Genomic DNA, 14,871 nt, shown 5'->3' with positions numbered 1-14,871 from the left:
GCCCCTTACTTCCCCTTCAGTGCCGCAAACGCCTCCAGCCTGAACGCTTCCGCAAGCACCGGGTGCGCAAAGCTCATCGGCACTTCCTGCCGGTGCGGCCAGGTCTGGCGGTAGTTGTTTTCGGGCAGGATCACGTCGGGCCCGATGGGGTTCTCAGGGTAGCACACCACGGCGGGCTGGAGGTGCGAGACGGTGTGCGCCCAGCCGGTCTCGTAATCGCCCTGCCATTGCATCAGGTAGTCGAGCCGCTTGATCTTCCACACGCCGTTCTCGCGCACATAGTCGTTCTCGTAGATCCCCGATTCCCAGAACTGCTGGGGCATGTGCTCGGGCTTCTCGCCCAGCACCTCGTCGTGCCAGCCGCCCGCCAGAATACCGCGGAAGCGGCCCTTGGCGGTCTGCCGGTCGGGCGCCACGGTAATCACGTCCTGCAGTTGGAAATGATCGAGCAGCAGGCCGTGGACGGGCCCGCGCTTGCCCTTGGTGAACAGCTCCTGGATCCACGTGCCATAAAGCCGCATCACGCCTGCATGGCCGCGGTATTCGCCCGAGAGGAAAACCACCGCACCGTCCTCGGCAAACAGCGCCGCCACTTCCTCGGGCCGGTTGTAGTCGATGTAGTAGCCATAGGCCCATTGCAGGCGGCGGATCGCGTTGATGTCTTCCAGTTCGCCGACGCGGTTTTCAAGGGCGGCAAGACGCGCTTCCATATCAGACATTTATCCCGCTCCCATCGATTCCGCTCCAGCGGAAATTTGTAAGCGAGGCTAACTAATCTCGAAACGATTGGCAATCGCCTCTGCTGCGGTCATGCTGCGGCAAAGGGGAGAGAAGAATGGATTCGAAAGGGCAGCCCAGCGCGGCCGATATCCGCACCGTGATTGCCGCCTCGGCGGCCGGAACGGCCTTCGAATGGTACGATTTCTACATCTACGGCACACTCGCGCCGCTGTTCGGCAAGCTGTTCTTTCCCGGCTCCAGCCCGGCGGCGGGCTTCCTCCTCGCGCTTGCCACCTTTGGCGTCGGCTTTGCCGCGCGGCCCTTCGGCGCGGCGATCTTCGGCACCTTCGGAGACCGGTTCGGGCGAAAGGTCACCTTCCTCGTCACCATCACGCTCATGGGCCTTGCCACCACCGCCATCGGCCTCATCGGCACTTATGCGCAGTGGGGGATTGCCGCACCGATCCTCCTCGTCCTCCTGCGCGCGCTGCAGGGCCTTGCCGTTGGCGGTGAATATGGCGGCGCGGTGATCTACGTTGCAGAACACGCTCCCCTCAGGAAGCGCGGCTTCTACACCGGCTGGATCCAGATCGGCGCTTCGGCGGGCTTCTCGCTCAGCCTCCTTGTCGTCCTCGCCACCGAAACCCTGGTGGGAGAGGAAGCCTGGCTCGCGTGGGGCTGGCGCCTGCCCTTCATCTCCAGCCTCGTGCTCCTCGCCGTCTCGGTGTGGATGCGCCTGAAGCTGTCCGAAAGCCCGGTTTTTGCCGCCATGCAGAAGGCCGGCGAACTCGCCCGCACCCCGCTGCGCGAAGCCTACGCGACCCCGAAGCAGTTGCGCCGCCTCCTCGCCGTCACCTTCGGCGGCGCGGTGGGACAGGCGATCTGCGGCTATGTCGGCATGATCCAGTTGCTCAATTTCATGCAGGTCTCGGTCCACATGGACCCGGTGCTGACGCGCACGCTGCTCATCGGTGTACTGGCCGTGATGGCCTTCACCAACGTGCTGGCCGGCTGGCTGTCCGATTTCGTAGGGCGCAAGCCCGTGGTGCTGGCGGGCTACGTGATGATGATGGTGGTGCTGTTCCCCGGCTTCCACATCCTCGGCGATGCGGCCAATCCCGCGCTTGCCCTGGCCGCGAAGGAGCATCCGGTCGTCGTGTCGGGCGCCGATTGCACGTTCAATCCCTTCGCCCAGCACGGGCAGGCGACCGCCTGCGGCAAAGTGCTCGATACCCTCACTCGTGCGGGCGTGCCCTATACCAAGGTCGACGCGCCCGCCGGCTCGCCGCCTGCCATCACCATCGGCGGCAGGCCCGCCGCGATGGACAGCCTCGATGCAGCCCTTGCCGCTGCGGGATACACCACGAAGCCCGTCACGCCGCCTGCGGGCAATCTCATCGTGATCGTCATCGCCATGGTCGTGATCGGCCTGCCCGGCATCCTCACCTATGGCCCGATGGGCGCATGGCTCACCGAACAGTTCCCCGCGCGCACCCGCTATTCCTCGCTCGCCACCTCCTACAACTTTGGCGTCGGCATCTTTGCAGGGTTCATGCCCTTCATCGTGCAGGCCATCGTCGCCAGCACCGGCAACGTCATGGCGGGCTTCTGGTATCCCTTCGCCATGGTCGCGATCGCTGCCGTGGTCGCCACATTCGGCCTTCCTGAAACGGCCGGCAAACGCCTTGTGGAGAATGAAAAGCCATGAGTTTCCAAGGACAAGTCGCCTTCATCACCGGCGGCGTCACCGGCATTGGCCTCGGTGTCGCGCAGGCCTTCAGCGATGCGGGCCTGCGCCTTGCCCTGAGCTACCGCAACGAGGACCACCGCGCCCAGACCGCCGCGTGGTTCGCCGCCAAGGGCCGGGAGGAGCCGCTCTTCGTCAAGCTCGACGTCACCGACCGCGCCGCTTTCGCCGCCGCTGCCACGCAAGTGGAGGCACGCTTCGGGGCGGTCCACGTCCTCGTCAACAACGCCGGGGTCAGCGTCTTCGGGCCCACGGACGAGGCGAGCTACGCCGATTACGACTGGATCATGGGCGTCAACTTCGGCGGGGTGGTCAATGGCCTCGTCAGCTTCCTGCCCAGCCTCAAGGCCGCCACCGGCCGCCGCCACGTCGTCAACGTCGCCAGCATGGCCGCGTTCCTGCCGGGGCCACAGGCGGGCATCTACACCGCCAGCAAGTTCGCGGTGCGCGGTCTCACCGAGTCGCTGCGCTACAATCTCGCGCCCCACGGCATTGGCTGCTCGCTCTGCTGCCCCGCGCTCACCCGCACCAACGCGTGGGATTCCGCGCTCAAGCGACCCGAAGCCTTTGCCGAGAGCGGCTTTGCCCCCGCCGACCGCAGCGAACTCGAACAGTTCGGCACCGCCTTCGAAGCCGGCATGGACCCGTACGAAGTCGGCACCAAGATCCTCGCCGGCATGGAACGCGGCGACGGTCTCATCCTCACCCACCCCGAATTTGCCGACGACTTCCGCGCTATCTACGAAAAGAGCCTCGCTGCCCTTCCGGACGAAGAAGCCCCGCCCGCCCGGCTCGAGATCGAACGCCTCCGCCGCGCCGCGATGGCCGCTGCCGAAGCCGGAACGATCATCGGCCTGAGCGATCTAACCTGACCTGAGAGACGCTTGCGCGGCCTACCCGCTGCGATAATCTTCCTCGCGCGACCGTTCCCCCAACCAAAGGCCCAACCCATGTGTGACGAACAGACCGAAGCCGAAAACGCCCTCTGGCTCAGCCGCCGCGAGTTCGGCGCCGCCGGTGCCAGCGCCGCCGTGCTCGCCAGCCTGCCCGGTTGCAGCATGGCCGAGCCTGCGCCGGGCGCACTCCCCGTCAAGGGCCGCGCGGTCACCGTCACCACGCCTGATGGCAAGGTCGATGCCTGGTTCTACGCGCCCGAAACCGGCAAGCATCCCGCCGTCATCATGTGGCCCGATATCGCCGGCCTGCGCGAGGCCTACAAGACCATGGCCGCCCGCCTTGCCTCTGCCGGTTATGCCGTCCTCGTCGTCAACCACTACTACCGCGGCGCCGTCGCCCCGGTCCTCGATTCGCTCGTCGCGTGGCGCACGCCTGAAGGTCAGGCGAAACTGAAGCCTCTGATCGCCGGTATCACCCCAGCCGGCACGATGAGCGACGCCAAGGCCTTTGTTGCATGGCTCGATGCGCAAGCCGAAGTCGATACCACCAGGCGCATCGGCACCTGCGGCTATTGCATGGGCGGCCCCTACACCGTGCGCACCGCCGCCGCCGTGCCCACCCGCGTCGGCGCCGCAGCCTCGTTCCATGGCGCGGGCCTTGTCGGCCCCGACGCAGACAGCCCGGTCAACCTGCTCGCCAAAACAAAGGCCGGCTTCCTCTTCGCCATCGCCCAGAACGACGATGCCAGCGCGCCCAGCGACAAGACCGCCCTTGCCGCCGCCGCCAAGGCCGCCGGTCGCCCCGCCGAGGTCGAAGTCTACCCCGCCCAGCACGGCTGGTGCACGATCGACGCCCCGATCTACGACAAGGTGCAGGCCGAAAAGGCATGGAGCCGTATGCTCGCGCTCTACGCGGCGAACCTCTAGGAGCGTGATAGCGGCACTGCGGCCACACCTGCTGGTACTTTTGGGCCGCGTGGCCGCCCGCCCTCTTCCAATTCCGCGGGGAAAGCCTACCACAAGTTAGCGTTCCATGACCGCGCAACGGGTGCGGGGGGGACCGGCAGGACCCATCCGCCCATGCGCCTGTGGAAGTTGTCCTACACCAGCGTCGCGGTTGGCTCGCACGACGAGGCCTTGCGGCAGGCGCACGAAATCTGCGCCCGCTCCGAAGATCGCAACGCCCGGATCGGCGTCTCCAGCGTGCTGACGCTGCACCGCGGCCGGTTCGCACAAGTACTCGAAGGCCCCGAAGATGCCGTGCGGGCAGCGCTTCGGCGCATCATCGGCGATCCGCGCCACCACAGCCTTACAGTCCTGGCCGATGCGCCGCTCGTGTCACGCCGCTACGGAGCGTGGGCCATGGCCTACCGTGACCCCAGGGCTTTCCTGTCCGAACAGCTCGACGATATCCTCCAGCAAACCGCCGACGTGGTCCGTGCGATGAAGGCGACCTGGCACTAGACGCTGCGCAACATCTCCACGTTGTCCTCGATCATCTGGCGCACCGAACGCGCCCGGCGCCCCGTCAATCGCTCGACATCATCGCTGCACACCGCGAGGAAGCCCTCGCGGATCGCGCGGCCGAAGCTCACCATGTCATCGCTGTTCCACGGGATACCCGCCACGCTCTGGTCGTCCACCGGGCGGCGCGGGATGCCCATGGCATCAAACATGGCATATTGCTGCTCGTCGGTGGTCGAAACGTAAGCCACGGGCCGCTCCGTCACCTCGGCCATGATAGCCGCCACTTCGCGGAAGGTCTGCAATTCGGGGCCGGTGATGTTGTAGACCTGCCCCTCATGGCCTTCGCCTGTCAGCACCGCCGCGGCAGAGGCGATGCAGTCGTCGCGCCACACCATCGCCTCCAGCCCCTCGCCCGCATTGCTCACCCACTGGCCCGATTGCATCACCCCCGGGCCGGCCATCAGGATCATGGCATCGGCATAGTGCGCGTCGCGCAGCATGGTCCAGGCCATGCCCGAGGCGCGGATCAGGCGCTCGGTCTCGATATGGTCGTGGCGCACTTCGGCGGGGTTGGCCGGATCGTCGATGCCGATGAAGCTGGTATAGGCGATATGGCGCACGCCCGCTGCGGCCGCCGCATCGATCGCCGCCTTGTGCTGCACGACCCGGGCGCCAACGCGCGTGCCGGAAATGAGCAGCATCCGTTCCGCACCTTGCACCGCGGCGGCCAGCGTTTCCGGCTTGTCGAAATCGCCATAGCGCACGGTGCAGCCCTGCTCCACGCGGTCGGCCAGCTTGTCCGGGCTGCGTGTGATCAGGATCAGGTCCTCGGCGCGGCCTGCCGCGATCAGCCGGTCGGTAAGGCCGCGGCCATAGTTGCCCGAGGCTCCGGTAATGACGATGGCGCTCATGCCGAAGCCGCGTCCAGTTCCGCCTGCGGGACCCACCAGCCGTGGACTTGCGGACGCAGGCGATGCGGGATCGTCACCTTCGCCACCGGTCCGGCCGCCACGTTCGCCGCATCGAGCACCCACGCCTGATGCAGGAACCGATCATCGCCGATCTGCTGGTCGACAATCGTCACCAGCCACCCCTCATGGCCCTCGGTCGCCGAAGGCACATGCACCGGCTCGTTGAACCCTGACAACGGCGGCAAGGCCAGCGCCTGCGGAGGCCCTCCGCGCATATCGAGCCGCAGCAGAAGATTGAACATTGCGCCCACCGGCCCGCCCGGCAGCGGCGGCCCTTGAAGCTCCGGGTTCATCGTCAGCATCCAGCCGTGCGGATAGGGCCGGCCCTGCCGCACCGCGGGGATCACCGGAAAGTCGCCCGGAGGCCCGATCACCGTTTCCTTGACTGCAAGTGTCTCTGGGCCGCCATCCGCCTTGGGATCGACGGTCCAGCGCGTCAGTGCGCCCTGCATTTCCCATGGCTGGATGTGAATGCCCGAAGGTTCTCGGATGAAGGCGAAGGCATTGGTCGAATTGAGGCAGGCATCGAAGTGCAACAGCCCGTCGGCATCCTCCCACGCATTCATCATGTGATAGGAATGGACGCCCTTGGGCCCCTTGAACCAGCGGATCTCGGGAACATCGCCATAGCGCGGCATCACGCCCAGCCACGATACCGTCTCGGGCTCATGGTGCCAGTGCTCGCCACCCGCCTTCAGCCGCTCAAGGTCCGCCGTCGTCGGATAGATCGGAAACAGCGCGTAGTTCTCGGATATCGTGAAATCGTGCATCATCGCGCAGTAGGGCGCATCGAACCACTGCTCCGATTTCAGCGCCCCGTCCGGCCCGACCACGCAATAGGCCACCTTCGTCGAGGCGAGGCCGTCCGCCTCGTAGCCATAGAAGAACAGCTCCTTGGTGACGGGATCGATCCGCACATGCGCGGTCATTGTCTCGGACTTCAGCGCACCACCGAAATCATAGGAGCCCAGCGTATCGAGCGTGACCGGATCGACGCGGTAGGGTCGCCCGTCCTCCTTCGCCATCAGCAGCCGCCCCGCGTGCCAGACGGGCGTGGTGTTCGCCACGGTCCGATCCACGCCCGCCACGTCGGCATCGTCGGTATAGGGGTTGCGGTACTTGCCGAAGCGCGCCCGCCCCGCCGCCTTCTCTGCCAGATGGCGCGCGGTCTCGACGAACCGGATCGCGTAATCTGCGGTGCCATCGCCGTTGAACGAAAGCCGGCTCACCATGCCGTCGCCCGAAAGCGTATGGTCGTTTGCGAACTTGGGCGGGAAGGCCGGATCGGGCACCGCGCGGTAGAAGCTGCCGCGCACTTCCGGCGGCAAGGTGCCTTCCACGGCCAAACCGGTCAGGCTGACTTCCTCGCCCACCGGCGCGTTGAGACCGGTGAAATACATCGTCTGCGGAAACGCATCCATGGCCCTCGCCCCATTCTATCAATTGTTAGAATAGGTCTATCACGCGCCGAGCCGATTTCAACCCGTTTCGCCCAAGCAAAAGGGCCGCCCCACCGGAGTGGAGCGGCCCTCAAGCCTTACCGGCGCGTGCCGATCAGAACGTGCGCTTGAGCGTCAGGGCCCAGGTGCGCGGCAGGCCGGGGTTGGCCGTGATCGCGCCCAGCGAGCTCTTCACGTCTTCGATGGTGTTGTAATAGTACTTGTTGAACACGTTCTGCACTTCACCCGAAAGCTGCCAGGCCTTGTCCGGGCTGGTGTAGGTCACCTTGGCATTGCCCAGGAACCGGCCGTCAACGAGGTTGTCGGCGCCATTGAAGGCCTCGGTGAAGATCGACGACTGGTACGTGCCGTCGAAACGAACGCTGATCTTGCCGGCCTTGAGCGCATAGTCATACTGCGCGCCAAAGCTCCAGTTCCACTTCGGAGTATAAGGCGTGACGTTGGTCAGCGGCACATTCGTGGTGCCGGTGTCCTTGTACTTGAAGTGCAGGTAGCTGAGCGAACCATCCAGCGTGAAGCCTTCGGCCGGACGGATAGTCGTCTCGGCTTCCAGACCCCAGACATCCGCCTTGCCGACGTTGGCGGGCATGAGGCACGGCGAGAAGCCGTGGCAGCGCGTCAGCGTCAGGATGATGTTGTCGTACTTGTTGTAGAACGCCGAGGCATTGAAGCGCAGCCTGCGATCGAACAGGTCGGTCTTTACGCCCGCTTCATAGGTGCGCAGCGTTTCCGGCTGGAACGAGGTGATCTGGTTGCACGGCGCGCCAAAGGGCAGCTTCGTGCAATCACCCGCCGAAGGACCGAAGAACGGACGCGGGTTCACGCCGCCGCCCTTGTAGCCCGTCGCCACCGAGGCATAGGCGAAAACTTCCGGGCTGAAACGGTAGTCGGTTTCCACGCGCCAGTCGGTGCGCTCGCCCTTGAACTGGCCGGTCACGTTGTAGAGGCCGATCAGGAGGCAGTTCGGAGAGTTGCCCACGCCGGTCGGGCCCGCGGTGGGCGCGCCAAGGAAGAATTCGCACGGCAGCGGCCCGGGCACCGTACCGTCCGGGTTGGACCGGAAGTAGGTGTAGTCCTTCTTGTCCCACGTGTGGCGGATGCCGCCTGTCACGCCCCACGCTTCAGTCACATGGAACGTGCCGTTGAAGAACAGCGCCTTCGAGGTCGAAGGGGTGCTGTCCGGGCCGTGGATGAAGTCGATGCCCGCATAGTTCAGGTCGACGCGTGCGTTGTACGTGCCGTTCTGGTCGAAGTAGAACCCGCCCAGCGTGTACTCGATGCGCTTGTCCATGAAGCTGCCGTTGAGGCGCAGTTCCTGGCTCCACGCGCGGTGCTTGAGAATGTTGTCAAGCTGCGCAACCGGCACGGGCGAGCCGTCCTGGTCGAAGCCGAAGCTCATCTTGTAGCGGCGGAAGGAGGAAATCCACACCGCGCTCAGGTTGTCGGCCAGCTTCGCCGTCACGTTGCCGGTCACGCCCCAGCCATCATAGTTCTGCTGGTTGGTGGCCGCATAGGGCTTGAACGGCGCCTGCGTCGTCGGGGTGCGCGCGTCGAGGAAGTTGGCGTAGTTGATGAAGCGCGGGTCATAGCCGGCCGGAGTGGCCGAGCCGCTCTGCTGGAAGCGCGTGCTGTAGGGCACGAACGCGTTGCTCAGCGGCACGGCGTTGCCGTCCTTGCCCTTCAGCCACGGAAGGCCTTCCGGCGTCGTGGCCGGGCTGCCGCCATAGAGCAGCACCTGCGCACCCGCATCGTTGCGCTCGCGGGTGTAGTCGGCAGCGATGTTGACCTCGATATCCGGCGAGGCTTCCCACCGCAGCGCAAGGCGCCCGGCCGAGAACGAACGGCCGCCCAGCGTGCCGCGCTCGATGCCGTTGCCCTGGTTGGTGTTGGCCGGCACGTTCGAATTCGGATGCGACAGGCCGTAGTCAAGCAGCTTGACATAGCCGTCCGAGTTCTTGGTCGCGCCCGAAAGACGCGCAAACAGGTGGTCGGTGATCTTCAGGTCAGCCACGCCGCGCACGTCGATGCGGTTATAGCTGCCATAGGTCGCCTGCAGATAGCCGCCGCCTTCGCCGTTGGGCTTCTTGCTGAACAGCTTGATCGCACCGCCGATCGAGTTCTTGCCCGCCAGCGTGCCCTGCGGCCCGCGCAGCACTTCGACGCGCTCGAGATCCATGAGGTCGAGCAGCGAGCTCGACAGCGTCGGGATATAGACGTCGTCGACATAGATGCCGACGCCCGGCTCCAGCGCGTAGTTGAAGTCGGTCTGGCCGATGCCGCGGATGAACGCGATCAGGCCGATACCGCCGCTCTGCGGCTGCGCGCGCAGGGTCACGTTCGGAGCCTGCGCCGCAATCTGCGAGATGTCGGTCTGCCCGCGCGCCTCGAGCACGGCGGAGTTCACCGCGGTGATCGCCAGCGGCGTATCTTGCAGTTTCTGCGCGCGAAACTGCGCGGTGACGACGATTTCCTGCGTGGAAGGCGCGGCCGCAGCATCGCCGGCGGCCTGAGGCGCACTCGCTTCCTGCGCAAAAGCAGGCACGGAGATCATCGCTGCGGTCATGCCGGCAAGACGCATTACGCGCTTGGCGGCCGTCAATCTGGCCATGGTACCCTCCCTATGTCGGCGATTGGCTCGCGCGATCAGGTATGATTCATAACAATAAAGAGAGTGGGTGCAATAGACTTCTGATGGCGCGGGCCCTTCGCGCTGCAAAGTGTTGCTCTAGTGCCACCACCACGCTGTCGCGCGCATTTCGATGCTAACCCGCGGCGGAGCATCGGCCGGACATCCGGGCAGATCGAAGGCCACATGCGGCACATGGATAGCCCGCGCGCGGTCGCTGTCGTGGGTCTTGAACAGGATCGCCTCGTCGGGGTTCAGATCGAGAAAGGCGTGCCAGCGGTGCGCCGCATTGTGCGCCACAACCAGCCCCTCGAACGACCATTCGGGCTTCCCCGGCTCGTCGAACACCGCATCGGCCGCGATCAGGTCCGCCGCCGCCAGCGACCGCGCATCGCACATCGCCAGCGGCACGTCTTGCGGCGCCGGGGATAGCGCGCGCCACACGTTGTAGTGGGCGCAGCGGCTGAACGCGCGCCCATTCGCGCCGGCCTTGGCAAACTGTGCCGCGGTGTCATCGGAAATGTCGATGTGCGCAAAGCGCGCCGGCATCGAATTGTTGAGGCTGCCCGCAAGGCCAGACCGTTCCGAAAACCGCAGCAGCCCCGGCGCGCCGACATGGACGAAATCCGCCCCCGTCTCGGCCTGCACCAGGTCCTCGATCTCGCGCCGGTGAACGCGCGCCACTTCCTCGCGGTCCCGGAAATTGCGCACTGCGCTCCGGTGCGAGACGAGCTGGAAGCCTTCACGGTCGACCCCGGTCTCCGCCGCGCGCCCGTCCAGCACCGGCATCAACACCGGCACGATATCCACCTCGTCCCGCTCATGCGCGTTGGCGTAATAGCGCGGGCGGGCAAAGTTACGTCCCGAATAGGCAATCCAAGCCTCCACCCGCGCCTCCTGTTTCAGCCCTGAAGCTGCGTCTCCAGTTCGCCCAGCACCCGGTAGCAATCGAGCACCTTGCCCACCGACGAATTGGGCTCGCGGCCTTCCCGGATGGCGGCAATGAACTCGCGGTCCTGCAACTCGATCCCGTTCATCGAAACGTCGACCTTGCTCACGTCGATCGGCTCTTCCTTGCCGTTCACCAGATCATCGTAACGCGCGATGTAAGTGCCGGTATCGCCGATATAGCGGAAGAACGTCCCCAGCGGCCCGTCGTTGTTGAACGAGAGCGAAAGCGTGCAGATCGCGCCCGTCTCGCTCAGCAGCTGGATCGACATGTCCATCGCGATGCCCAGCTCGGGATGCTTGGGCCCCTGCAGCGCATTCGCCTTGACGATCCGGCCCGCCTGATAGGCAAACAGGTCCACCGTATGCGCGGCATGGTGCCACAGCAGGTGGTCGGTCCACGAACGCGGCTCGCCCTTGGCGTTGATGTTGCGGCGGCGGAAGAAGTAGGTCTGCACGTCCATCTGCTGGACGGCAAACTCGCCCGCCTTGATCTTGTTGTGCACGAACTGGTGGCTCGGATTGAACCGCCGCGTGTGGCCGACCATGCAGGTCAGGCCGGTCGCCTTCTGCTTCGCCAGCACCGCCTCGCTGTCCGCCCAGCTGTCCGCCAGCGGGATCTCCACCTGCACATGCTTGCCCGCCTCCATGCAGGCAATCGCCTGAGACGCGTGCATCTGCGTCGGCGTGCACAGGATCACGGCGTCCACATCATCGCGGGCCAGCGCATCCTCAAGCTCGGTCGAGCTATGCTTCGCGCCATACTTCGCCGCCACCGCCGCCGCCTGCTCGGCAGTGCGCGAAATGATGGAGACAATCTCCACCCCTTCGATCTTCTTCAGGCCATCAAGGTGCTTCTCACCAAAAGCACCGGCGCCTGCGAGTGCAATTCTCATGTCTCTGGCTCCAGAACGATATGGCCGATGGCCGTGTTGCTGCACGGAATGTGGTAGTGGCGGTGCAGGGTCTTGACCTTCTTGCCGAGCGCCCCGCGCATGATCAGCCACATCACCATCTCGATGCCTTCGCTGCCGGTCTCGCGCAGGTATTCGATATGCGGGATCCAGCGTACCGCATCGCTGTCGCTTTCCAGCATGTCGAGGAACTTGTTGTCCCACTCGCGGTTGAGCAGCCCCGCGCGCGGCCCCTGGAGCTGGTGGCTCATGCCGCCCGTGCCCCAGATCTGCACGTTGAGGTCCTCGGGGAAGCTCGCCACCGCGCGGGCAATCGCCTCGCCCAGTGCCCAGCAGCGGTTGCCCGAAGGCACCGGGTAGGTCACGACGTTGACCGCCAGCGGCACGACCTTGCACGGCCACTTCTCCGGCTGGCCGAACATCATCGAGAGCGGCACCGTCAGGCCATGGTCGACGTCCATCTCGTTGATGATCGTCATGTCGAAATCGTCGAGGATCAGGCTCTGCGCGATGTGCCAGGCAAGATCGGCATGGCCTTCCACGTCGGGCACCTGACGCGGGCCCCAGCCCTCGTCCGCAGGCTTGTAGAGCTCGCCGCAACCGATCGCGAAGGTCGGCACGATCTTCATGTCGAAGGCGCTGGCGTGGTCATTGTAGACCAGCACCACCACGTCCGGCTTCTCGGCCTTTTCCCACTCGCGGGTCCACTCATAGCCCGCAAAGATCGGGCCGAAGTAATCGTCCCCGGTCTTGCCCTGATCCACGGCGACGCCCAGCAAGGGCACATGGCTGGAGCCGACACCGGCAGTCAAACGCGCCATCTCAATAGCCTCCCTTGATCGAGCGATTGCCGAGGGGAGAGCGCCCGCCCTTCAGCATCATGTCCCGATATTCCGGGAACGTCATGTCGGTCATCGTGCTCACCGCCTCGGCAAAGCTGAGGCCATCGGTCGAGAACAGCTTGGAGAGGAAATAGACGTTCCCGCCCATGTCCAGCAGGGCGTTGTAGTCACGCTTCAGCAGCGCCTGCTTGGCCTCTTCCGAAATCGGCCATTCGTCGAGATAGGCCCGCTCGTCCGCCTTGAAGCGCTCGCGGTTGTCGCCCTTCATCAGGCTCATCGCGAACTGGTTGATATGGTACCCCTTGCGGGCCCGCGCCGCCGTGTAGACGCGCGTGCCGGGAATATCCTCGAGCTCCGCCAGATAGGCGTGGATGTCCGCAGCAGGTTTGGCAGCTTCAGTCACTTGCCCATCTCCTTGAGCTTGGCATCGAGGCGCGGATAGACGCGGCGGGCATTGCCCTCGAAGATCGCGTGGCGCGCCTCGTCGGTGATATCGAGCGCGTCGACATAGCGCTTGGTGTCGTCGAAATAGTGCCCGGTCGTCGGATCGATCCCGCGCACCGCGCCGACCATCTCGCTGCCGAACAGGATGTTCTTGGTCTCGATCACATCGGCCAGCAGGTTGATCCCCGGCTGGTGGTAGACGCAGGTATCGAAGAACACGTTGTTCATCAGGTGGCTCTGCAGGTCCGGCTTCTTGAGCATGTCCGCAAGGCCCCGATAGCGCCCCCAGTGATAGGGCACCGCGCCGCCGCCATGCGGGATGATGAAGCGCAAAGTCGGGAACCGGCTGAAGAGATCGCCTTCCAGCAGCTGCATGAAGGCGATGGTATCCGCCGCGATGTAGTAGGCCCCCGTCGCGTGCTGGGCCGGATTGCACGAGCCGGACACGTGGATCATCGCCGGCACATCCAGTTCCACCATCTTCTCGTAGAGCGGGAACCAGTACGGATCGGTGAGCGGCGGATGCTTGAAGAAGCCGCCGCCCGGATCGGGATTGAGATTGCAGCCGATGAAGCCCAGCTCGGTCACGCAGCGCTCCAACTCCGCGATGGACGAGGTCAGGTCTGCCTCTGGCGATTGCGGCAGCATGCACACGCCCGCAAAGGTCTCGGGGAACAGCCCCACCACCCGCGCGATCAGGGTGTTGCACGCCTGCGCCCACGGCACCGCGACCGATTGATCGCCCACATGCGGTGCCATCGCGCTCGCTCGCGGCGAAAAGATCGTCATGTCCGCGCCGCGCTCCTTGATCAGGCGCAACTGGTTCGCCTCGATCGTCGCGCGGATCTCGTCGTCGGAAATGTCGGGATAGGGCGGGCACGGCGTTCCCGCCTTGAACGCCGCCTTCTGCGCCTCGCGCCATTCGTCGTGCGCCTTGGGCAGCACGGTATAGTGGCCATGGCAGTCGATGATCATCGTCATTGCGCGGCTTCTCTCTCTTCGGAAAACAGGTCGGCCCGTCCGGCCAATTCACGCTGGCGGCGCACGGTGCCGCTGGTCATCACCGGCTCCACGCCGAGGCCGATCAGCGTCTTGGCGCTTTCTTCCATCTCGGCAGCGCGGCGCAGGCCATGGGTCGTCATCCGCTCAAGGTTATAGGCAGCCCGCGCCGCCCAGCTTTGCGCCTTCTCGCTTGCATCCAGCGAGGCGAGCACCTCGTCGGTCACGCCCGCAGCGTCCGCCGCCAGCATCATCTCCGCCGTCAGCGCCTCGATCCCCTTGACCATCACCGAACGGATCATCTTGATCGCGCTCGCCCGGCCGACCTCGGCCCCGACCACGCGCACATTGGCAAAGCCGGCACCGCGCAGGGCTTCAGCCGCATCCTCCGCCGCGGCGCCCGAAACCAGCAGCGGCACGTTCATCCGCGCGGGGTTCACCGGTGCCAGCACCGCCACATCCACATAGCGCCCACCCGCCGCCTCGATGGCTGCCGCCGCCGCGCGCTTGGTATCGGGTGCCACAGAATTCATGTCGCACCACAACGCGCCCGGCTTCACCAGCGCGGCATAGTCCTTCGCCGCCGCCAGCGCCGCATCCGCCGTCACCAGCGAGAGCACGAGTCCTGCATCGCCAAGTGCGCACTCCGCTGTCGCGCAGACCAGCACACCCGCCGCTTCCATCGCCGCGCGGCGCGCGGGCAGCACGTCATAGGCCGCAGCCCCGGCTTCCCAGCCAGCCGCCTCGGCAAAAGTCGATCCGGCCTCGCCGAAACCGATCAGGGCGATCAAACTCTCCATGGCTGCCCTCCTGCGTCGCGCCGGACGGCCAAACAAA

At 65.4% G+C, this 14,871-nt stretch carries 14 protein-coding genes; 4 read left to right on the top strand and 10 right to left on the bottom strand.

The genetic code is table 11. From position 1 onward, the window contains the following. Positions 1–5: 5 nt before the first annotated feature. Positions 6–719 (bottom strand): nuclear transport factor 2 family protein, encoded by a 714-nt coding sequence (locus AQZ52_RS07275; protein ID WP_067907891.1) that lies wholly within the window; start codon positions 717–719, stop codon positions 6–8. Positions 720–835: 116 nt separating this feature from the next. Between AQZ52_RS07275 and AQZ52_RS07270 the strand changes: the two genes are divergently transcribed. From AQZ52_RS07270 to AQZ52_RS07255, 4 genes are all read left to right on the top strand, one after another. Next, positions 836–2,428, top strand: coding sequence for an MFS transporter (locus AQZ52_RS07270; RefSeq protein ID WP_067907888.1), 1,593 nt, complete (start codon positions 836–838; stop codon positions 2,426–2,428). Beyond that, on the top strand, positions 2,425–3,339 hold the full coding sequence (locus AQZ52_RS07265; RefSeq protein WP_067907885.1) for an SDR family NAD(P)-dependent oxidoreductase: 915 nt from the start codon (positions 2,425–2,427) through the stop codon (positions 3,337–3,339). Before AQZ52_RS07270 ends, AQZ52_RS07265 begins: the two co-directional genes overlap by 4 nt. A gap of 78 nt (positions 3,340–3,417) precedes the next feature. Beyond that, complete coding sequence (locus AQZ52_RS07260) at positions 3,418–4,290, top strand: dienelactone hydrolase family protein (protein WP_067907882.1); 873 nt, start codon at positions 3,418–3,420, stop codon at positions 4,288–4,290. Between the two features lie 153 nt (positions 4,291–4,443). Then, complete coding sequence (locus AQZ52_RS07255; protein ID WP_067907879.1) at positions 4,444–4,827, top strand: BLUF domain-containing protein; 384 nt, start codon at positions 4,444–4,446, stop codon at positions 4,825–4,827. On the opposite strand, the gene AQZ52_RS07250 is transcribed toward AQZ52_RS07255, so the two are convergent. The 9 genes from AQZ52_RS07250 to AQZ52_RS07210 form a co-directional block, all read right to left on the bottom strand. Further along, positions 4,824–5,741 carry an SDR family oxidoreductase gene (locus AQZ52_RS07250; RefSeq protein ID WP_067907876.1) on the bottom strand — a complete coding sequence of 306 codons (918 nt, stop codon included), beginning with the start codon at positions 5,739–5,741 and terminating at the stop codon, positions 4,824–4,826. The two genes, AQZ52_RS07255 and AQZ52_RS07250, sit on opposite strands and share 4 nt — an antisense overlap. Beyond that, complete coding sequence (locus tag AQZ52_RS07245; protein ID WP_067907873.1) at positions 5,738–7,222, bottom strand: lignostilbene-alpha,beta-dioxygenase NOV2; 1,485 nt, start codon at positions 7,220–7,222, stop codon at positions 5,738–5,740. The genes AQZ52_RS07250 and AQZ52_RS07245 overlap by 4 nt, the downstream gene beginning before the upstream one ends. Positions 7,223–7,355: 133 nt before the next feature. Continuing rightward, on the bottom strand, positions 7,356–9,869 hold the full coding sequence (locus tag AQZ52_RS07240) for a TonB-dependent receptor (RefSeq protein WP_082697612.1): 2,514 nt from the start codon (positions 9,867–9,869) through the stop codon (positions 7,356–7,358). Between the two features lie 117 nt (positions 9,870–9,986). Next, positions 9,987–10,775, bottom strand: coding sequence for a CmcJ/NvfI family oxidoreductase (locus AQZ52_RS07235; protein ID WP_156424806.1), 789 nt, complete (start codon positions 10,773–10,775; stop codon positions 9,987–9,989). A 14-nt stretch (positions 10,776–10,789) separates the two neighbouring features. Continuing rightward, positions 10,790–11,731, bottom strand: coding sequence for a Gfo/Idh/MocA family oxidoreductase (locus tag AQZ52_RS07230; protein ID WP_067907867.1), 942 nt, complete (start codon positions 11,729–11,731; stop codon positions 10,790–10,792). Then, positions 11,728–12,570, bottom strand: coding sequence for a class III extradiol dioxygenase subunit beta (locus tag AQZ52_RS07225; RefSeq protein ID WP_067907864.1), 843 nt, complete (start codon positions 12,568–12,570; stop codon positions 11,728–11,730). The genes AQZ52_RS07230 and AQZ52_RS07225 overlap by 4 nt, the downstream gene beginning before the upstream one ends. Before the next feature lies 1 nt (position 12,571). Next, positions 12,572–12,994 carry a protocatechuate 4,5-dioxygenase subunit alpha gene (gene ligA, locus AQZ52_RS07220; RefSeq protein WP_067907861.1) on the bottom strand — a complete coding sequence of 141 codons (423 nt, stop codon included), beginning with the start codon at positions 12,992–12,994 and terminating at the stop codon, positions 12,572–12,574. Further along, entirely contained in the window at positions 12,991–14,016 is a 1,026-nt protein-coding gene (locus tag AQZ52_RS07215) for an amidohydrolase family protein (RefSeq protein ID WP_067907858.1), read from the bottom strand. The genes ligA and AQZ52_RS07215 overlap by 4 nt, the downstream gene beginning before the upstream one ends. Further along, positions 14,013–14,834 (bottom strand): NAD(P)-dependent oxidoreductase, encoded by an 822-nt coding sequence (locus tag AQZ52_RS07210; protein WP_067907855.1) that lies wholly within the window; start codon positions 14,832–14,834, stop codon positions 14,013–14,015. The genes AQZ52_RS07215 and AQZ52_RS07210 overlap by 4 nt, the downstream gene beginning before the upstream one ends. Positions 14,835–14,871 lie beyond the last annotated feature (37 nt).

The organism is Novosphingobium fuchskuhlense (assembly GCF_001519075.1).
Classification (GTDB): domain Bacteria; phylum Pseudomonadota; class Alphaproteobacteria; order Sphingomonadales; family Sphingomonadaceae; genus Novosphingobium; species Novosphingobium fuchskuhlense.
Note: the sequence above shows the minus strand (reverse complement) of the source record. Positions and strands in the feature narration are given on the sequence as shown.